Genomic DNA, 18,896 nt, shown 5'->3' with positions numbered 1-18,896 from the left:
TTATGCTGACGGTCACCAAAATCGGGAGGAGCAGGTGAGCGCAGTCAAGACAACCATATTTGCCGACCATATTGCAGAGTTGGGCGAAGGTCCGGGTTATGATCCACTGACCGCGCAATGCTGGTGGTTCGATATTCTGGGGCAGCGGCTTATTGAGAGAGACGACAGCGGTGAAGTGCGCACGCATGATCTTGGTATGAAAGCCAGTGCTCTTGCGGTCATTGATCGTCAACGCCAGCTGATTGTCAGCGAACATGGCCTGTTCGTACGCGAGCGCGCAAATGGACGCCTGACGCTGCATCACCCGCTGGAAGCTGAGAATGACATAACGCGCTCCAATGATGCGCGTGTGCACCCATCCGGTTCCTTCTGGATCGGAACCATGGGCAAGAAAGCCGAGAAAGATGCGGGTGCAATCTGGTGGTATCGCGAAGGGCAGGTAAAAAAGCTTTTCTCCGGCATCACAATCACCAATTCGATCTGCTTTTCACCCGATGGCAGGATCGCCTATTTTGCAGATACCGACCGCAATATTATCTGGCGGGTTGATACCGATCCCGAAACCGGTCTGCCCACTTCTGAAAAGAGCGTGTTTCATCATCGCGTAGAAGATGGTGGGGTTGATGGCTCGGTGGTGGACGCGGAAGGCACGCTGTGGAATGCCTGCTGGGGTGGGAGTGCGCTCAATGCCTATTCGCCGCAAGGGCGTCTGATCCGCTCAATAAAATTGCCGGTTACGCAGCCGACCTGCCCGGCCTTTATCGGTGCGGACGCCTCTGTGCTGATTGTCACCAGCGCATATGAGGGCATGAATGAAAATGCCCGCAATGCGGATCCGCATGCGGGCAAAGTCGTTTTGCTTGATCTGTCAGTCAGTGGTCGTCACGACCCACCGGTCAGGCTTTGAAGGTCAAACCCCTTCAACAATGACGATTTCGCCATCCGCCACAGTCTGGCGGATGGCTTTTGCCGCCTGATATTCGGGCGAATTATAACAATCGAGTGCGTGCTGCATCGTTTCAAATTCGATGATGACATTGCGGGCCCGGCCCGGTCCTTCGACGGCTTCAGCCTTACCGCCCCGCGCGATAAACTTCGCGCCATAGCGCTCAAAAGCTGGCTTGGCAGTGGAAACATAATCCTTGTAGCGCTCCGTATCACGGGCATCCACACGGGCAATCCAATAGGCTTTGGTCATTGTTTTCTCCTCCAGCAACTTATAGAGCCGACTTCATTTCTTCCAAAATGGCAAGGGCTGAAGCCCGGCGATCACTGGCGCTCACGATCGGGCGCCCAACGACGAGATGGCTTGCACCGGCTTTCAGCGCATCGGCAGGCGTCATGACGCGCTTCTGGTCGCCCTTGTCGCTGCCTGCCGGGCGAATGCCCGGTGTGACAACAGCCATCTCAGAGCCGATCGCCTGGCGGATCGCAAAAGCTTCGGCGGCCGAAGCCACAATCCCGCCCATGCCCGCATCACGCGCTTGCTCGGCACGCTTCAAAACCAGCGCTTCCGGTGTATCGGAATAGCCCGCTTCTTTGAGATCCGCCTCATCCATCGAGGTCAGGACCGTCACGCCAAGCAGGCAGAGATCAGAGCCTTTCGCCGCTTGCACAGCCGAGCGCATGGCTTTTGGATAAGCATGCAGCGTGAGCATCGAAACGCCCATCTTCGCAACATTTTCCACGCCCTTGGCGATGGTGTTGTCGATGTCCAAGAGCTTCATGTCGAGAAAGACTTTTTTCTTTGCCGCAATCAGGCTTTTTGCGAAATCAAGCCCGCCAGCAAACACAAGCTGATAGCCGATCTTATAGAAAGTGACTGCATCGCCGAGTTCTTCGACCACTGTCTCCGCTTCAGCAATGGTCGGTACATCGAGGCCCACGATCAGGCGATCCCGCAAATCTTTCGTCGTCATGCTATTCTCCGCTGTGATTTCTGATTTATTCGCACAACAGGGCGCGGTACGAAAGATACCGCGCCCTGAAATATGCGGATAGTACGGATTATCAGCGGCCCGGATGAACCGAATGCTTGATCAGACTTTTGCAAACAGCGCTCAGCATCTGTGCCTGACGTTCGTTTTTGAGCGTCCCATCATCATGGAAGGCATCGGCAGCACCACTGACCGAACATTGTTCGGTGACAACCTGCGTTCCAACAGCCATCAACACGGCGCGCAAATGATAGAGCCCGCGCATTCCCGCAAAAGCACCGTTGGAGGTTGAGCAAAGCCCGACCGTCAACCCCGCATAAGGCTTGAGCGGCTTGTCGCCATCCTTTGAAATGCGGCTGATCCAGTCGATTGTGTTTTTAAGAAGCGGCGGGATCGATGCATTATATTCCGGCGAACAGATCATCAGCCCGTCATGCTCGGCCAAGAGGCGGCCAAGTTTCATGGCATTTTCGGGAACGCCTTCTTCGGCTTCCAGATCCTCATTCATCATCGGCATTGGATAATCGGCCAGCGAAAGATGTGTGACCTTCGCACCCTGTTTTTCGAGTTCTTTTTCAGCCGCATCTGCCATATGGCCCGAAAAGGCTCCCTTGCGAATAGAACCGGCAAAAACCAGAATTTTTGCTGTCATAGAATTGCTTGCTCCGTGGGAATTCAGACGAGCGGGCTGCGATAGACCCAGAGCTGCGCAGGCGGCACATTGCGCACGACAAAGTCGTAATGCTGCACGATGTAATTGCCCTTGCCCGCTGGCACCGGCGGACGCGGGCCATAGGTAATCTGTATGAGCGGACGGCCGCGCGGCAGACGCGACAACAGGCTTTCCATCAGCCGAATGCGGCTTTCCATAGGAAAATTCAGCATGGGAACAGCGGAAACAATGCTGTCGAATTTCTGATCTTTCATCTCGCCAAGCGCCAGGTCAAGATCAAACACATCGCCATGAATGATGTTTACATCAGGGTAAGTCTTGCTGAGATGCTCGACAAAATCCGACGAATATTCAACGCAGTAAAGATCGGCCGGCTTCACGCCATGCGCAAGAATGGCTTTGGTGATAACACCGGTGCCCGGTCCGAGTTCAAGAACAGGCAGGCCTGATTTGGTATCAATGACGCTCGCCATGCGTCGCGCCGTAATCGAGCTTGTCGGCAATATCGCGCCGACCGCTTTCGGTCCGTCTATCCAGCCTTTGAAAAAACGGATTTCCTCATCGAACTTAGCGGCCAGTTTCCTGCCGAGCTGCACTGCCATTCCAATTGCTCCCACTGTCGTTATCAGACAAGTTACCGTATCGGCCCGAAAATCAAAACTTATTTTTGGAAAGCGCGATGCGGCATTTTCAACGAGCAGAGTGTCATTTGTGCGGCCAAAATGCCAAACGGCAATACTTTTAGCCGTTATAGTGCATTTATACGGTTAAAAGACCGCAGAGATCATCCTATTTGCGGCCAGACTACCCTCTTAAATTATTTAAGCAGGACAGGATCAGGGCGAGGCGTAAAAAAAGGGAGCCATTCGGCTCCCTTTTTTTTACTCACCTATACCTTCGAAAAACTCCTTCATCCGCGAGAAGAAGCCTGACGATTTGGGGCTATTCTCTTTGGATGAGAGCTGTTCAAACTCCTCAAGCAGCTCGCGCTGCCGCTTGGACAGATTCTGCGGCGTCTCAATGTCGATCTGGATATAAAGATCACCCACGGCCTGCTGGCGCAAAACCGGCATGCCCTTGCCCTTGAGGCGGAATTGCTTGGCGTTCTGTGTGCCTTCCGGCACTTTCACGCGTGTTTGTGTGCCATCCAGCGTGGAAACCTCAAAGTCACCGCCAAGAGCAGCCGTGGTCATTGAGATTGGCACTTTGCAGTAAAGATCGGCACCATCGCGCTGGAAGAATTCATGCGGTTTGACTGACAGGAAAATATAAAGATCGCCCGACGGTCCGCCGCGCGTTCCCGCTTCACCTTCGCCAGCCAGACGAATGCGCGTTCCGTCTTCAATGCCTGCCGGAATATTGACCGAAAGTGAGCGCTCCTGCGTCACACGGCCCTGACCGTGACACTTGCCGCATGGGTCCTTGCTGATCTGGCCACGACCATTACAGGTTGGGCAGGTGCGTTCGACCGAGAAGAAGCCCTGCGATGCGCGCACACGGCCAGAGCCGGAGCACATGCTACAGGTGGTCGGCTGTGAGCCAGCCTTGGCGCCAGAGCCGGAACATTCATCACAGGTAATGGAAGTCGGCACACGAATCTGTGCGGCCTTGCCGGAATAGGCTTCTTCCAGGCTGACTTCCATATTGTAGCGAAGATCGGCACCACGTTCGCGGCCGCCATTGGAGCGGCGGCGACCGCCACCCATCATCTCGCCAAAAATATCTTCGAAAATATCGGAGAAACCACCAGCGCCACCAAAGCCGCCACCGCCAAAACCATTGCCCATACCGCCATTTTCAAAGGCTGCATGACCGTAACGGTCATAGGCTGCACGCTTCTGCGGATCTTTGAGCGTTTCATAGGCTTCGCCGATTTCCTTGAACTTGCGTTCAGCATCCGGATTATTCGGATTGCGATCCGGATGATATTCCATAGCCAGCTTGCGAAAAGCGCTTTTGAGCACCTTATCGTCTGCTGTTCGCTCCACACCCAGAGCTTCGTAATAATCGATCTTCATCGTTCGTTATCCCGACGGCAGGAGCGAGCGCAAGAAATGCGGCTCCACGGTCCCATTTGGCGCAGATCGCTCAAAGCGGATCTGCTGGACTGTTGTCAATTTTGTCCGTCCGGTGCAACCGTCCCGAAAGGCCGCAAAAGCCCGGGAATGACCCGGGCTTGAGCGTTTACGGACAAGGCTTACGACTTTTTCTTGTCGTCGTCGATTTCTTCATAATCGGCGTCAACGACATCGTCGTTTGAAGAAGCCTGCTCAGCACCGGCAGCACCACCTTCTTCCGCAGCCTGTGCTGCTTCGTACATGGCCTGACCAAGCTTCATCGAAGCTTCGGCAAGAGTCTGGGTCTTCGCCTTGATGTCTTCAGCATTGTCGCCTTCAAGCGCGGTCTTCAGCGCTGCAATTGCGCTTTCGATTGCCTGCTTGTCTTCTGCCGAAACCTTGTCACCATATTCCTTCAGTGACTTTTCAGACGAATGAACGAGGCTTTCACCCTGGTTCTTGGCTTCAACAGCATCGCGACGCTGCTTGTCAGCTTCCGCGTTTGCTTCCGCGTCCTTGACCATCTTTTCGATGTCGGCGTCCGAAAGACCACCCGATGCCTGAATGCGGATCTGGTGTTCCTTGCCGGTGCCCTTGTCCTTGGCAGACACGTTCACAATACCGTTGGCGTCGATGTCGAAGGTGACTTCGATCTGCGGAACGCCGCGTGGTGCCGGAGGAATGCCAACGAGGTCGAACTGGCCAAGAATCTTGTTGTCGGCAGCCATTTCACGTTCGCCCTGGAAGACGCGGATCGTCACAGCCGACTGATTGTCTTCAGCGGTCGAGAAAGTCTGCGACTTCTTGGTCGGGATCGTGGTGTTGCGTTCGATCAAGCGTGTGAACACGCCACCGAGCGTTTCAATGCCGAGCGAAAGCGGAGTTACGTCGAGCAGCAGAACGTCCTTGACGTCGCCCTGCAGAACGCCGCCCTGAATGGCTGCACCCATGGCAACAACTTCGTCCGGGTTCACGCCCTTGTGCGGTTCCTTACCGAAGAACTGCTTCACGACTTCCTGGATCTTCGGCATACGGGTCATACCGCCAACCAGAACCACTTCATCAATGTCGCCAGCCTTGAGGCCTGCATCCTTGAGCGCTGCCTTGCATGGCTCGACCGTGCGCTGCACAAGATCATCAACCAGGCTTTCGAACTTCGAACGCGAAAGCTTGATGGCAAGGTGCTTCGGACCAGTCTGGTCAGCGGTGATGAACGGCAGGTTGATTTCGGTCTGCTGTGCCGACGAAAGTTCGATCTTTGCCTTTTCAGCAGCTTCCTTCAGGCGCTGCAGAGCAAGCTTGTCGTTCTTCAGATCGATGCCGCTTTCCTTCTTGAACTCAGCAACGAGGTATTCGACCAGACGCATGTCAAAGTCTTCACCACCGAGGAAGGTATCACCATTGGTGGACTTCACTTCAAATACGCCGTCGCCGATTTCGAGAACCGACACGTCGAACGTACCACCACCAAGATCGTAAACAGCAATCGTCTTGCCTTCGCTCTTGTCGAGACCATAGGCGAGTGCTGCAGCGGTTGGTTCGTTGATGATACGCAGAACTTCAAGACCAGCGATCTTGCCGGCATCCTTGGTTGCCTGACGCTGCGCATCGTTGAAGTAAGCCGGAACCGTGATAACGGCCTGCTTAACAGTTTCACCGAGGTAAGATTCAGCGGTTTCCTTCATCTTCTGAAGGATCATCGCGGAAACCTGCGATGGGGAATATTTCTTGCCGTGAACTTCAACCCAGGCATCGCCATTGTCGCCCTTGACGATCTTGTAAGGCACAAGATCCTTGTCCTTGGTGACCATTGGGTCATCAAAGCGGCGGCCAATCAGGCGCTTTACGGCAAACAGAGTACCTTCAGGGTTCGTGACCGCCTGACGCTTCGCAGGCTGACCAGCGAGGCGTTCGTCACTATCGCTGAAAGCGATAATCGAAGGCGTGGTGCGCGCACCTTCGGCATTTTCAATGACCTTCGCGCTTTTTCCGTCCATGACGGCGACGCAGGAGTTGGTCGTTCCCAGATCGATACCAATAACTTTAGCCATATTTCTCTCCATTCAGCAAACCGCCAAAACCTCTACCGAGCGTTCCATGAGCGGTTCCTATCAATTTCACAATGCCTGCTTCAAGGTGTGATGTCGGGAAGTGTTTTTCAAGCCGCCCGCCTTTTATCAAAGCCTGTGTGAGGCGTATATAAGAAAGGGTCTTTTTCACTGCAAGTCACAAGCGGCCTGACAAAGAAAGATTTCTTCCTGACAATTGTTCCAGTCACACAAATCAGACGTTCACAAAGCCGTCGCTTTTACCAGCGCGATATATTGCATCGATAAATTTCTGATTAGCCTTCGAGTTTTCCAGAGAAAACAGCATCACGCTTTCCCCTTTCGTGGCACGCACAAAGTTTTCGGCCTGAAGCTGATAGTGATTTATATCGGAAAATGACCATTCTGTCGCCTCCGTATGCCCGGCATTATGAAGTGTGATGCGGCCATGACCATATTTGCCGGTGTTGAAGGGCGCATGCACTTCGATAAAGCCTTTGTCACCGTGAAAAACCATGGTCTGACGACCGGCAAGCTGGGTGGCAACATAAAAGCTTAGATCAAAACCATCAAAGCGTGCCGACACATTGGCATAACGATCCGTACCAAACTTCGGATCGAACTCGACCGTCGCCTGAACCGAGAGCGGCTCTTTCTCTGTCACCATGCGCGTCACAACGGTTGGATAAACGCCAATATCCGGCAGCACACCGCCGCCCAGTTCCGGCTGATTGCGCATATTGGTCGGATCATTGTTGAAATAGCTAAAAGCTCCCTGGACATGGCGCAGCGTGCCAATCGCGCCGTCAGCGAGAAGATGACGCAGCTTGATCCATTGTGGATGGTAATAAACCATGAAGGCTTCGGCGATTGTCACTTTGTGCTTGTTGCGGGCTGCAATCAGCTGATCAATGTCGTCAGCTTTCAGCGCAATCGGCTTTTCGCAAAGCACGTGTTTCCCAGCCTGCGCAGCTTTGAGTGTCCATTCGATGTGCTGCGAGGTAGGCAACGGGATATAAACGCCATCCACTTCATCGCTTGCCAACAACTCTTCATAGGAACCGAAGGCCAGCGGTGCCCCAAAACGGTCCGCCACAGCGCGGGCACGCGCCAGATCGCGGCTGGCGATTGCATGAACAACACCATTGTCAGACACACAAAGTGCCGGAATAACCTGTGTGACGCCAATCTTGGCCGTGGAAAGAATACCCCAACGAAACATGCTATTCCTCTCTTTGAAGTTCATCGCTCGTATCCCATGGTTCGACAACCAGTTCCGGCCAGTACTCAAGCGCGCGTTGAGCTTTAACATTGGATGTATTGCGGTTATCGATGACACGATTGGGGCGTAAGAGGAATGAAAAAATGTCTTTGAGACCGAAAGGCGCGTGAACACATACCGTTCCGTCTGTTTCAAGCCTTGCGCCCACACATTGTGCAATTGCGGGATATCGTTCGATTGATTGCGTAGCGGAATAAAGCGGTTCATAAGGCTGGCCAAAATGTTGCTCAAACCACAAATGAACCCGAGCCTGGTTCCGTATTTCTACGGGCAGAGGAAAATCTTCGAATCGTATGGCACCTCTATCGATAAACTCACTCTCAGCTCCCCATGAACAATCACCGGCATCAAAATAGGCTATATCGATATCTTTGATGCCATATCCCGACGACCGCTCCGTCAATGCATTCCATACCGTATTATAAAGTGCTCCCGACACGATCCAACAATCGGGTAATTTCAAGTCACGAGCTCGATGCAAGGCATCTCTCAAAAGCGGATCATTCAAAATGATCTTTATGAAAAGTTCCTCTTGCGCGTTTGGTTCTAGACAGGAATGACGCAAATGTTTCAATGAAATCTCCTGACTTAAAAAATGACATAATAAAAAGACCCTGCAAATAGCAGAGTCCTTTATTTTCCATATAAAAAATACGCTTACATCTTCCGCAGCGCACGGGGTGCAAGGGTTAACAGGCCAAGAAGCGTCATGATTACGCCTACCCAAAGCGGCGCATACAGGCTATAACCTGACGATAGTGCAAAGCCACCCGCCCATGGGCCAAGCGCCAGTCCGATATTGATGACCGATGCATGCATGGCATTGACCAGTGCACCCGGATGCGCGATTCGCATCACACGCGCAATGAAAGCCGGATTAAGCGCAATACCCGTCAGACCAATCATGACAATTGCCAGCACCGTGGCAAATTTCAGCTCGGCAAACAGTGCAAAGATCACCATCGCAGCCAGCATGATCAGAATGCCAATGAAAATAGTTGCAATCGTATGGCGGTCCACAAAGCGCCCGATGACATAATTGCCGATAATATTGGCCGCGCCGTAGACTGCGAGCAGGAGTGGCAATTGCGCTTCCTCAAAGCCTGCAAGCTGTGCCGTGATCGGCGACAGGTAGCTATAGACCGAAAATGATGCGCCAATCACCAGCGCGCTGGTTGCATAAGCGCCCCAGAGTTTCGGCTTGCGCATTTCGTTGAGTTCGGAGCGTAAGTTGACCTCGGCATTGTCTGGCCTCGCTTCAATTTTGAGCGCAATCACCAGCGCACAGAACAAAACCAGCACCACAATCGCCCAGAAACTGGCCCGCCAGCCGAAGCTGTTGGTCATGGCGGTTGCGAGCGGCACGCCCAAAACCGTGCAAAGCATCAGCCCCGCAAAGACCAGCGAGGATGCACGACCGCGCAGTTCAGGCACCACCAGCTTCGCGGTGATTGCCAGCATCAGACCAAAACTGGTCGCCGCCGCCATGCCGGTGAGAACACGTGCCACCAGCATCACATGAAAATTACTTGTTAAAGCAGCAATACTTTGCGCCACAGCGTAAAAAATCAAAAGGAACAGCAGACCACGCTTGTTCTCGATTTTCAGCGCTAAAAACAGCACCGTCACCAGTGGACCGCCAATCGTCATGCCCAGAGCATAGACTGAAATCAAGTTGCCAATATCGGAGATGGAACGTCCGAAGGCTTGCTGAAGGGCGGGCATCATGCCCGAAATCATCAGTTCGGACGTTGTCAGCGCAAAAATGCCCAGCGTCAAGCAATAGACCACCAGAGGGATGGCGCGCGCCTGATTTGAGGACGTAGAAACCCCTTCCGCCGCAAGGGCAGAATCACACACTTCGTTCATGGGACGAATCCTATTTATATAGTCGGTACTACATAATGCATAACGCCTTGCTACGGCGCGTCAAGGGAATTATATATAACCAACTATAGAAAGGGAGAAAAATGGTTCCGCGAGGGCGTCCACGCAGCTTCGACCGCGATGCTGCATTGGAAAAAGTCATGAAGGTTTTCTGGAGCAAAGGCTATGAATGCGCCCAGATCAACGACTTCACAGCCGCGATAGGCATCACGCCGCCGAGCTTTTACGCGGCCTTTGGCAACAAGGAGCAGGCGTTTCGCGAGGCTGTGGACTATTATCGCCGTACCATTGGTGCCGCCCCTTTTGAGGCGCTTGAAAACGCGTCAACCATTCAGGATGGTATGCGGCAATGGCTGGAATTGAGCGCTGACAGCGCCTTTGAATGTCCGGCTGGCGGCTGCATGATCAGTGTCAGTTCCATCCAGTGCAAGCCGGAAAACGTGCCGGTAAAGGAATTTCTGAAAGCTGTGCGCCATAGCAATCATGAGCGGCTGTCCCATCGCCTTGAACGCGCTGTTGCCGATAAAGATCTGCCTGCAAGCACTGACCTGACGCAAATGAGCGAATTTTATCACATGATCCAGCAAAGCATTTCCTTTGAAGCACGCGATGGCAATTCGCGCGCCGCCGTTCAAAAGATCATCGATATGGCAATGCTCGCCATGCCTATACGGCACGCCGCCCAAAAGCATGAACCGGTTTAAAGCAAAAGCCCGGCTTGAAGCCGGGCTTTTTATTTTATGCTTATCCGCGAAGAACGCCGCCGGTCTGTTTGGTGACACTTGCGATCACCTGCTTTGACAGGGTTTCCAGATCTTCGTCGGTCAGCGTGCGGTCCTGTGGCTGCAACACCACTTCAACCGCAATCGACTTCTTACCTTCACCCAGCGAAGCGCCGGTGAAGATGTCAAAGACCTGAACGCCAACGATCAGCTTCTTGTCAGCCGAAGAAACGGCCTTCATCACGCTGCCTGCTTCAACGCTTGCATCCACCACGAAAGCGTAGTCACGCTTGAGGCTCTGGAACTGCGAGAGGTTCAAGGCTGGCTTGGTGCGGGTTGCCTTGGCTTTCGGCTCAGGGATCGCATCGATATAGATTTCAAAGCCGCACAGTGCGCCCGAAACGTCAAGCGCTTCCAGCGTATCGGGATGGAACTCACCAAAATAGCCCAAAACCACCTTGGGGCCGAGCTTCAACGTGCCCGAACGACCCGGATGGAACCATGCTGGCCCACCGGCTTCGATCTGGATGCGGTCAACCGGTGCACCGGCTGCTTCAAGGGCTGCGAGTGCATCGGCTTTCGCATCAAACACACCAACAGGTGCTGCATTGCCTGACCAGAAACGGCCCGAGCCTTCAACACCAGCCGTACCGCGACGGATACCGCCTGCCACACGGCGCTGCTGTTCCGGCTTGTCGCCTTCATAGATGCCCGAGACTTCAAACAAGGCCGTATCGCCAAAGCCACGATCCGCGTTGCGCTGTGCGGCTGCAAGCAGGCCCGGCAAAAGCGAAGGACGCATATCCGACATATCGGCTGCAATCGGGTTGGCCAGCTTCAATTCCGGCTTGCCTCCGCCAAAGGCTTTGGCCTGTGCTTCGGAAATGAAGGAATAGGTCACAGCTTCCATCATGCCGCGCGAAGCAAGCGTGCGGCGTGCCAGACGCGTGCGGATTTGCAGCGTCGTCAGAATACGGCCATTAACCGTGCCAAGGCCCGGCAGCGGCTGCGGTGCAATCTGGTTGATGCCATGAATACGCATGACTTCTTCAACGAGATCGGCCTTGCCTTCCACGTCACCGCGCCATGTTGGTACGGTTGCCTTGATGAGTTTGCCATCGCCTTCAACGCCAAATCCAAGGCGCTTCAAAATGTCAAAAGATGCGTCATAGGAAACGTCGATACCGGTCAGGCGCTTGACTTCCGAAACCGGGAAATCAATCACCCGTGCGCTTGGAGCCTTATAACCAACCACGTCGAGAACCGTTGGCTGTCCGCCGCACAGTTCAAGCACGAGCTTCGTTGCCAGTTCTGCGCCCGGAACCATCATTTCCGGATCAACACCGCGCTCAAAACGATAACGTGCATCGGTGACGATGCCCAGCTCACGACCCGTGCGCGCAATCATGCGCGGATCCCAAAGGGCGGATTCAATGAGCACATCGACAGTATTTTCATCGCAGCCGGAATGCTCACCGCCCATGATACCGGCAATCGATTCAGGACCGTTATCATCGGCGATCACATACATGCCCGGCTTGAACTTATAGTCTCGCTGGTCGAGACCGAGAATGGTTTCGCCATCCTTTGCGAGACGTACTGTCAGGTCGCCCTTGACCTTGGCCGCATCAAAGACGTGCAACGGACGGCCCTGATCGAATGTGACATAATTGGTGATGTCCACCAGCGCATTGATCGGGCGCAGGCCAATGTCTTTCAGGCGCTGCTGCATCCATTTCGGGCTTGGGCCATTCTTCACGCCCTTGACCATGCGCAGTGCAAAACCTGTGCAGAACGGATTTTCCGCATCCTGATCAAGAATGATCTTAACCGGCGTTTCGCCTTCGCCTTTGACAGCTTCCGGCAGGGTGTTCTTGAGCGTGCCAAGACCAGCGGCTGCCAAATCGCGTGCAATGCCGCGAATGCCGGTGCAATCCGCACGGTTCGGCGTCAGGCCGATTTCGATAATCGGATCGTCAATGCCGAGATAGCTTGCGAAGCTTGTGCCAACCGGCGCATCTTCGGGCAGATCGATAATGCCATTATGCTCGTCAGACAATTCCAGCTCGCGCTCGGAACACATCATGCCGAAGCTTTCAACGCCCCGGATTTTGCCAACCGACAGCGTAACATCAAGGCCCGGCACATAATCGCCCGGACGACCCAGAACACCGACCAGACCAGCACGCGCATTGGGTGCGCCGCAAACGACCTGAACTGGCTGGCCCTCGCCCGTATCAACCGAGAGAACGCGCAGCTTGTCAGCATCCGGGTGCTGAACCGCGCTCACCACCTTGGCGATTTTGAAAGCTTTGAACGCGGCGCGGTCATCGACCCCATCCACTTCCAGACCAATATCGGTCAGTTTTTCGACGATCTGGTCGAGCGTTGCTTGCGTGTCAAGGTGATCCTTGAGCCAGGAAAGTGTGAATTTCATGTGTCTGTTCCTTCCTGTCTTTATGCGCTCAGACCGCCGAACAGCGTCGGCAAATCGAGTGGACGGAAACCGTAATGGTTGAGCCAGCGCACATCAGCATCGAAGAAGGCGCGCAGATCAGGCATGCCGTATTTCAGCATAGCGATACGGTCGATCCCCATGCCCCATGCAAAGCCCTGATAGACGTCAGGATCATAGCCCGAAGCGCGCAGCACATTCGGATGCACCATGCCGCAGCCCAGAATTTCGAGCCAGTCATTGCCTTCGCCAAACTTCACATGCGGGCCGGAACGGTCGCACTGAATATCCACTTCCACCGATGGCTCGGTGAAGGGGAAGAAGCTCGGACGCATGCGCATCGTGACATTAGGCACTTCGAAGAAAGCCTTGCAGAACTCTTCCAGCACCCATTTCATATTGGCGACATTGGCCGATTTATCGACGACCAGACCTTCGACCTGATGGAACATCGGCGAATGGGTGGCGTCCGAATCCATGCGATAGGTTTTGCCCGGAATGACGATGCGGATCGGCTCGTCGCGGCCTTCCTTATCGCGAATCGCCGCAAACTTCTCCATCGTGTGCACCTGCACGGGCGAAGTATGCGTGCGCAACAATTTGCGCTCACCCTTCTCGTCTGGATTGAAGAAGAACGTGTCGTGCATTTCGCGCGCCGGATGACCTTCGGGAAAGTTCAGCGCCGTGAAATTATAATAGTCGGTCTCGATATCCGGACCTTCGGCAATCGAAAACCCCATATCCGCGAAAATCGCCGTGATTTCATCGACAACCTGAGAGATTGGATGGATGCGGCCACGCGAGACTGCACTTTCGCGAACAGGAAGTGTCACATCGAGTTTTTCACGCTCAAGGCGCGCAGCAATCGCTTGTTTGCGCAGCTCTGTTTTGCGCTCGTTAAGTGCTTCTGTGACGCGGTTCTTCAGACCGTTGATGGCAGGTCCCTGCGCCTGACGCTCTTCCGGCGTCATCGAACCCAGCGTCTTCAGCTTTTCAGAAATCGTGCCTTTTTTGCCAAGGCTAGCCACGCGCACCGCTTCAATCGAAGGCTCGTCGCTGGCCGCAGCGATTTCACCCATGATCGTTTGTTCGAGTTGTTCAAGATCGCTCATCTATTTACGTCCCTGTCGTGCTTGCGGCACTCCACGCCTCTTGTTTATTTACGTCCCTGTCGTGCCTGCGGCACTCCACGCCTCTTGTTTATTTACGTCCCTGTCGTGCCTGCGGCACTCCACGCCTCTTGTTTATTTACGTCCCTGTCGTGCTTGCAGCACTCCACGCCTCTTGCTTTAGCTTCACTGTCGCGCCGCTGGCATCAGATACGAAAGAAAAACCCGCGCCAGCCGAGCCAGCGCGGGTTCCCAAAATTAACAATATCGCTTCGGGAAGGCGGCTGGCTTAGCGAACAGCGCCTTCAAAAGCGTTTGGTGTCTCGGTGTTCTTGAGGTACTCAAGAGCCTTCTTTGCAGAAGCAACCAGCGCACCGAACGCATCAGGTTCATGGATTGCGATGTCGGAAAGAACCTTACGGTCGATTTCGATACCCGCCTTTGCAAGACCATCGATGAAACGGCCATAGGTCAGGCCCTGTTCGCGGACAGCAGCGTTGATACGCTGAATCCACAGAGCGCGGAACGTGCGCTTGCGATTCTTGCGATCGCGGTAAGCATATTGCTTCGAACGATCAACAGCAGCCTTAGCGGTGCGGATCGTATTTTTACGACGGCCGCGGAAACCGGAAGCCTGCTCGAGAACTTTTTTGTGCTTGGCGTGGGAAGTTACGCCGCGTTTTACACGTGCCATGTTATGATCTCCTTAGAGGATAGACGGCTTAGAGGCCGTTAGGCAGGAACTGTTTTACGATCTTCGCATCTGCTTCCGAGAGCACCATGGTGCCGCGTGCATCGCGAATGAACTTGTTCGAGCGCTTGATCATGCCATGGCGCTTGCCTGCAGCCGCAGCTACAACCTTGCCAGTGCCAGTGATTTTGAACCGCTTCTTAGCAGCCGATTTGGTCTTCATCTTGGGCATTTTGCTACTCCTTTGTTTAGTCCCGGTCGTGCTTTCAGCACTTCACGCCTCTTAATATTTGCGATCCCCCTCGTGCCATTCGGCACTCGACGTCTCTTGTATTGAGTGGCGTCCGTCCTGCAAAAGACCGGAACCTTGTTTGACTCCCGGACCGACCAAGTCCGAAAAGCATACGAAACCGCCACGGCATGCCCTGCCGGGCGGTTCGAACGCGGCCTTATAGGCTTAAAGGCCAGAAAACGCAATGCCTGAATCAGCCCGAATTGCACGCAATCGCGCCTGATTTTCAATAAAGACGCAGCAAAATCGGCAATGCGTGGATGTTTTGCAGATATTCGATAAGCTCAAAGAACGGATAAGCCACAAAGAACACCAGTCCATCGGTAAATGTCCGATAAAGCCGGTCCGGTTTTACCAGCAGCGCATCCTCGTCGCGGAATGCGGAAAAGCGCGGAAAGAATCGCGGTACACGTGCGCAATAATCCGCGTAAGGCTTTCCGAAATTGGCTTTGAGAAACTTCTCTTCCGTGCGGATGACAATCGAAAAAGCCAGATAACACAGCACGCCAAAGGCCAGAGCAATAATGAAGCTGCCTGTCTGAGCGCCGATGCCGATCGCGCCGATGCTGCTGAACACATAAAGCGGGTTGCGGGTGAGCGAATAAGGACCGGTCTGCACGATTTCCGCGCTTTTGCGCCCACCGATATAAAGCGTGCACCACATACGACCGAGAATGGCCGCAACGATGAGGCTTATGCCGAAAGCTTCGATATATTCATGCAAATACCCATCGGATTGGGAACTCACAAACAGAAGGGCCACGACAAGAAGCCCTATAACAATGGCAATCGCAAGACGGCGTCTTTGCTGATACTTGCCCAGTTCGCCCAAAGTTTTCATGTTAATCTCTAACTGCTGAAATGTTGGAGCAACGAAAAGCCGCCCAAAGGCGGCTTTTCAAAGGCAGAGTTTTAAATTTAGCGCGGAGCCAGAACCATCATCATCTGGCGGCCTTCGAGCTTTGGCTCGGACTCCACCTTGGCGATGTCAACAGTATCTTCCTTCACGCGCAACAGAAGCTTCATACCAAGCTCCTGGTGGGCCATTTCACGGCCACGGAAACGAAGAGTTACCTTGACCTTATCGCCCTCTTCAAAGAAACGCAGCGCAGCCTTCATCTTCACTTCATAATCATGCGTGTCGATGTTCGGTCGCATCTTAATTTCTTTGATTTCGACCGTTTTCTGCTTCTTGCGTGCTTCGGAGGCTTTTTTCTGATTCTGATACTTCAGCTTACCGAGATCCACGATCTTACATACCGGCGGCTCGGCATTGGGCACGATCTCGACAAGATCGAGACCCGCTTCTTCTGCCATCGCAATAGCGTCTTGCGTCGGGATGCTGCCGTGGTTAAGGCCTTCGGCATCGATAAGCTGGACCCGGGGAACCCGGATATCACGGTTGGAGCGCGGTCCGTCTTTCTGGACCGGCGTCGCTCTGAACGGTCGGCGAATGGTCGTTATCTCCTGATTATTAACGTCATAGGCGGCTTAACTTCATGGCCCGCGACGGCCTTTTCCCATCAAACCCCTGTTTAACGCGGAAATGTGGTCAAGCGAGCGGTAAAGTCAATAGCATCTTTGACAGGGAAAATCACCCCCGACAAATAAAGAAGTATTTCGGGAGCGTTGAGCGACATATCGGTCACATTGCTCAATATTTCAAGGCAATGAGGTTTTCTAAGGCTCTCATAAATGGCAAATGAAAATCATGGGATCGCGATTGCTCTAATCAGGAGGCACAAAATGAGCGAAGCACAGCCGGACTTTATTGATATCGATGGTGCAGACATTGCCGTTCGCAACCGTGTCGGACATCATGCACCGGGTGTCGTCTGGCTTGGCGGCTACCGTTCCGACATGCTTGGAACCAAGGCCGTTGCTCTTGATGAATGGGCAGAAAAGACCGGGCGCTCCGCTTTGCGGTTTGATTATTCAGGCCATGGCTCTTCGGGCGGCGACTTCAATCAGGGTACAATCTCACGCTGGCTGAATGAAAGCCTCAGCGTGTTGGACAAATATGCGAAGGGGCCGCAGATCCTCGTCGGATCCTCCATGGGCGGCTGGATCGCATTGCGCATGGCGCAAGAGCTTAAAAAGGCTGGCAAGTCTCCGGCAGGAATCATTCTGATTGCGCCTGCGCCCGACTTTACCGCCGAACTTGTCGAACCATCGCTGACCGACGCACAGAAGAAAGACCTGATCGAACAAGGCTATTTTGAAGAGCCTTCGGAATATTCGCCAAATCCCTACATCTATACCCGTGCGCTGATGGAAGACGGACGCAACAATCTCGTACTCAAGGGCATTATCGAAACAGGTTGTCCGGTGCATATTCTGCAAGGGATGCAGGATGAGGCCGTGCCCTATCAACATGCGCTGAAACTCGTTGAACATCTGCCGGTGGATGATGTGACGCTGACGCTCGTGCGCGATGGTGATCATCGTCTGTCGCGCCCGCAGGACCTTGAGCTGCTGATCCGCACGGTTTCCGGCCTTGCCGAACGCTTATCGACAGGGGCATAGGGATGCGCTTTTCGGTTTTTGCTTCTTCGACCGTGGCGGCGATTGTCGGCTTTGGCGGCACGCTGGCGCTTATTATTGCGGCAGCAAAGGTGCTTGGTGCAACCCAGGCCGAAACCGCAAGCTGGGTGACGGCGGCCTGCCTTGCCATTGCCGGCTCGTCCGCATGGCTCAGTGTGCGTTACAAAATGCCGATTATCGCGGCATGGTCCACGCCGGGACTGGCTTTGATCGGTGCAAGTGTTGGCTTCACCATGCCGGAGGCCGTGGGCGCGTTTATCGTTACAGCCATCGCATTGATTGCAACCGGGCTGATCCGCCAGCTTTCCACGCTTGTCTCCCGCATTCCGTCTTCCATCGCATCGGGTATGCTGGCAGGCGTGCTTCTCAGCTTTGTCATTGCGGCAGCCAAAGCCGTACCGCTCGACCCTTCGTTCGTTTTGCCGATGGTGGTTCTGTTCTTTGTCGTGCGCCTGTTTAACCCGTCGCTTGCCGTTATTGCCGTGCTTGTGCTCGGTATGGCCTATGCCTTGATATCAGGGCGCGCACCGCAATTGCCTGCGCCGGAAATTTCGACGCTCACGATGATCTGGCCGGAATTTCACATGGGCGCGATCATCGGGCTGGCGCTGCCGCTTTATATCGTGACAATGGCCTCGCAGAACCTGCCGGGCTTTGCCGTTTTGCGCGCTTCCGGCTACGAGCCGCCAACAGGCCCGGCCTTGCAAGTGACCGGGCTTTTCTCGCTGATTTCTGCTCCATTTGGTGCTGCAACAAGCAATCTCGCAGCAATCTCCGCAGCGCTCTGCACCGGCCCCGATGCGCATCCCGACCCCAAAAAACGCTGGATGACGGGTCCTGTCTATGCCGCTCTTTATGTGTTGTTTGCCCTGTTCGGCGCGTCACTGGTTGCAATCTTCGCCGTGCTGCCTGCAACACTGATTGCCCTTGTGGCGGGCCTTGCGCTGACTGGCCCCTTCATCAATGCCATGGCGCTCGCCCTCAAACATGAAGAAGAGCGGCTTGCTGCGGTCATAACATTTGCTGTGACGGCTTCCGGCATCGCTTTTTTCGGTGTCGGATCCGCCTTCTGGGCATTGCTGGCAGGGCTTGGTGTGGCAACACTCGAACATTTGCGCAAAAAAATTCCGAGATAATCACATTGGTTAGCACCCACTAAGCGCGATTGAGCCGGGGATATTCTTGAAAAGCCGCAATTG

The 18,896-nt window shown here is 54.1% G+C and carries 19 protein-coding genes; 4 read left to right on the top strand and 15 right to left on the bottom strand.

Features of this window, described 5'->3' with window-relative positions; translation table 11 throughout:
* Positions 1-34 precede the first annotated feature (34 nt).
* Positions 35-907 carry an SMP-30/gluconolactonase/LRE family protein gene (locus ABE527_RS00415; protein ID WP_499695119.1) on the top strand — a complete coding sequence of 291 codons (873 nt, stop codon included), beginning with the start codon at positions 35-37 and terminating at the stop codon, positions 905-907.
* A gap of 3 nt (positions 908-910) precedes the next feature.
* Here ABE527_RS00415 and ABE527_RS00410 read toward each other — a convergent pair whose 3' ends face one another.
* From ABE527_RS00410 to ABE527_RS00370, 9 genes are all read right to left on the bottom strand, one after another.
* A complete protein-coding gene (locus ABE527_RS00410) occupies positions 911-1,198 on the bottom strand; it encodes a DUF1330 domain-containing protein (protein ID WP_007872716.1) in 288 nt (95 codons plus the stop codon).
* Between the two features lie 19 nt (positions 1,199-1,217).
* A complete protein-coding gene (gene pyrF, locus ABE527_RS00405; RefSeq protein ID WP_499695786.1) occupies positions 1,218-1,919 on the bottom strand; it encodes an orotidine-5'-phosphate decarboxylase in 702 nt (233 codons plus the stop codon).
* A gap of 91 nt (positions 1,920-2,010) precedes the next feature.
* Positions 2,011-2,589: an NADPH-dependent FMN reductase gene (locus tag ABE527_RS00400; protein ID WP_499695785.1), complete on the bottom strand. Its 579-nt coding sequence runs from the start codon at positions 2,587-2,589 to the stop codon at positions 2,011-2,013.
* Positions 2,590-2,612: 23 nt separating this feature from the next.
* On the bottom strand, positions 2,613-3,212 hold the full coding sequence (gene pmtA / locus ABE527_RS00395) for a phospholipid N-methyltransferase PmtA (RefSeq protein ID WP_265982506.1): 600 nt from the start codon (positions 3,210-3,212) through the stop codon (positions 2,613-2,615).
* A 279-nt stretch (positions 3,213-3,491) separates the two neighbouring features.
* Entirely contained in the window at positions 3,492-4,628 is a 1,137-nt protein-coding gene (gene dnaJ / locus ABE527_RS00390) for a molecular chaperone DnaJ (RefSeq protein WP_499695784.1), read from the bottom strand.
* Positions 4,629-4,807: 179 nt separating this feature from the next.
* A complete protein-coding gene (dnaK, locus tag ABE527_RS00385) occupies positions 4,808-6,718 on the bottom strand; it encodes a molecular chaperone DnaK (protein WP_499695783.1) in 1,911 nt (636 codons plus the stop codon).
* Between the two features lie 232 nt (positions 6,719-6,950).
* Positions 6,951-7,937, bottom strand: coding sequence for a Gfo/Idh/MocA family protein (locus ABE527_RS00380; protein WP_499695782.1), 987 nt, complete (start codon positions 7,935-7,937; stop codon positions 6,951-6,953).
* Between the two features lies 1 nt (position 7,938).
* Positions 7,939-8,571: a nucleotidyltransferase family protein gene (locus tag ABE527_RS00375; RefSeq protein ID WP_499695781.1), complete on the bottom strand. Its 633-nt coding sequence runs from the start codon at positions 8,569-8,571 to the stop codon at positions 7,939-7,941.
* Between the two features lie 83 nt (positions 8,572-8,654).
* Positions 8,655-9,866: an MFS transporter gene (locus ABE527_RS00370; protein ID WP_499695780.1), complete on the bottom strand. Its 1,212-nt coding sequence runs from the start codon at positions 9,864-9,866 to the stop codon at positions 8,655-8,657.
* 101 nt (positions 9,867-9,967) lie between these two features.
* Here ABE527_RS00370 and ABE527_RS00365 point away from each other — a divergent pair, with 101 nt between their 5' ends.
* Positions 9,968-10,588: a TetR/AcrR family transcriptional regulator gene (locus tag ABE527_RS00365; RefSeq protein ID WP_265982500.1), complete on the top strand. Its 621-nt coding sequence runs from the start codon at positions 9,968-9,970 to the stop codon at positions 10,586-10,588.
* 40 nt (positions 10,589-10,628) lie between these two features.
* On the opposite strand, the gene pheT is transcribed toward ABE527_RS00365, so the two are convergent.
* The 6 genes from pheT to infC all read right to left on the bottom strand — a co-directional run bounded on the left by pheT (position 10,629) and on the right by infC (position 16,608).
* Positions 10,629-13,043, bottom strand: a complete 2,415-nt coding sequence (gene pheT, locus ABE527_RS00360; protein ID WP_499695779.1) for a phenylalanine--tRNA ligase subunit beta — start codon at positions 13,041-13,043, stop codon at positions 10,629-10,631.
* A gap of 20 nt (positions 13,044-13,063) precedes the next feature.
* On the bottom strand, positions 13,064-14,173 hold the full coding sequence (gene pheS, locus ABE527_RS00355; RefSeq protein WP_265982498.1) for a phenylalanine--tRNA ligase subunit alpha: 1,110 nt from the start codon (positions 14,171-14,173) through the stop codon (positions 13,064-13,066).
* Positions 14,174-14,459: 286 nt separating this feature from the next.
* Positions 14,460-14,864 (bottom strand): 50S ribosomal protein L20, encoded by a 405-nt coding sequence (gene rplT, locus ABE527_RS00350; protein ID WP_265982496.1) that lies wholly within the window; start codon positions 14,862-14,864, stop codon positions 14,460-14,462.
* Between the two features lie 28 nt (positions 14,865-14,892).
* A complete protein-coding gene (rpmI, locus tag ABE527_RS00345; RefSeq protein ID WP_024898386.1) occupies positions 14,893-15,093 on the bottom strand; it encodes a 50S ribosomal protein L35 in 201 nt (66 codons plus the stop codon).
* Positions 15,094-15,379: 286 nt separating this feature from the next.
* Positions 15,380-15,994: a methyltransferase family protein gene (locus ABE527_RS00340; protein ID WP_265982492.1), complete on the bottom strand. Its 615-nt coding sequence runs from the start codon at positions 15,992-15,994 to the stop codon at positions 15,380-15,382.
* Positions 15,995-16,071: 77 nt separating this feature from the next.
* On the bottom strand, positions 16,072-16,608 hold the full coding sequence (gene infC, locus ABE527_RS00335; protein ID WP_265983809.1) for a translation initiation factor IF-3: 537 nt from the start codon (positions 16,606-16,608) through the stop codon (positions 16,072-16,074).
* A 291-nt stretch (positions 16,609-16,899) separates the two neighbouring features.
* Here infC and ABE527_RS00330 point away from each other — a divergent pair, with 291 nt between their 5' ends.
* Positions 16,900-17,679, top strand: coding sequence for an alpha/beta hydrolase (locus tag ABE527_RS00330; RefSeq protein WP_499695778.1), 780 nt, complete (start codon positions 16,900-16,902; stop codon positions 17,677-17,679).
* A 2-nt stretch (positions 17,680-17,681) separates the two neighbouring features.
* On the top strand, positions 17,682-18,833 hold the full coding sequence (locus ABE527_RS00325) for a benzoate/H(+) symporter BenE family transporter (RefSeq protein WP_499695777.1): 1,152 nt from the start codon (positions 17,682-17,684) through the stop codon (positions 18,831-18,833).
* Positions 18,834-18,896: the final 63 nt, after the last annotated feature.

The organism is Brucella sp. TWI432 (genome assembly GCF_039674445.1).
GTDB lineage: Bacteria > Pseudomonadota > Alphaproteobacteria > Rhizobiales > Rhizobiaceae > Brucella > Brucella chromiisoli.
Note: the sequence above shows the minus strand (reverse complement) of the source record. Positions and strands in the feature narration are given on the sequence as shown.

Bases quoted from the DNA above. Each gene is read 5' to 3' on its own strand.
- ABE527_RS00410 (WP_007872716.1), bottom strand. From the start codon at position 1,198: ATGACCAAAGCCTATTGGATTGCCCGTGTGGATGCCCGTGATACGGAG.
- pyrF (WP_499695786.1), bottom strand. From the start codon at position 1,919: ATGACGACGAAAGATTTGCGGGATCGCCTGATCGTGGGCCTCGATGTA.
- ABE527_RS00400 (WP_499695785.1), bottom strand. From the start codon at position 2,589: ATGACAGCAAAAATTCTGGTTTTTGCCGGTTCTATTCGCAAGGGAGCC.
- pmtA (WP_265982506.1), bottom strand. From the start codon at position 3,212: ATGGCAGTGCAGCTCGGCAGGAAACTGGCCGCTAAGTTCGATGAGGAA.
- dnaJ (WP_499695784.1), bottom strand. From the start codon at position 4,628: ATGAAGATCGATTATTACGAAGCTCTGGGTGTGGAGCGAACAGCAGAC.
- dnaK (WP_499695783.1), bottom strand. From the start codon at position 6,718: ATGGCTAAAGTTATTGGTATCGATCTGGGAACGACCAACTCCTGCGTC.
- ABE527_RS00380 (WP_499695782.1), bottom strand. From the start codon at position 7,937: ATGTTTCGTTGGGGTATTCTTTCCACGGCCAAGATTGGCGTCACACAG.
- ABE527_RS00370 (WP_499695780.1), bottom strand. From the start codon at position 9,866: ATGAACGAAGTGTGTGATTCTGCCCTTGCGGCGGAAGGGGTTTCTACG.
- ABE527_RS00365 (WP_265982500.1), top strand. From the start codon at position 9,968: ATGGTTCCGCGAGGGCGTCCACGCAGCTTCGACCGCGATGCTGCATTG.
- pheT (WP_499695779.1), bottom strand. From the start codon at position 13,043: ATGAAATTCACACTTTCCTGGCTCAAGGATCACCTTGACACGCAAGCA.
- pheS (WP_265982498.1), bottom strand. From the start codon at position 14,173: ATGAGCGATCTTGAACAACTCGAACAAACGATCATGGGTGAAATCGCT.
- rplT (WP_265982496.1), bottom strand. From the start codon at position 14,864: ATGGCACGTGTAAAACGCGGCGTAACTTCCCACGCCAAGCACAAAAAA.
- rpmI (WP_024898386.1), bottom strand. From the start codon at position 15,093: ATGCCCAAGATGAAGACCAAATCGGCTGCTAAGAAGCGGTTCAAAATC.
- ABE527_RS00340 (WP_265982492.1), bottom strand. From the start codon at position 15,994: ATGAAAACTTTGGGCGAACTGGGCAAGTATCAGCAAAGACGCCGTCTT.
- ABE527_RS00330 (WP_499695778.1), top strand. From the start codon at position 16,900: ATGAGCGAAGCACAGCCGGACTTTATTGATATCGATGGTGCAGACATT.
- ABE527_RS00325 (WP_499695777.1), top strand. From the start codon at position 17,682: ATGCGCTTTTCGGTTTTTGCTTCTTCGACCGTGGCGGCGATTGTCGGC.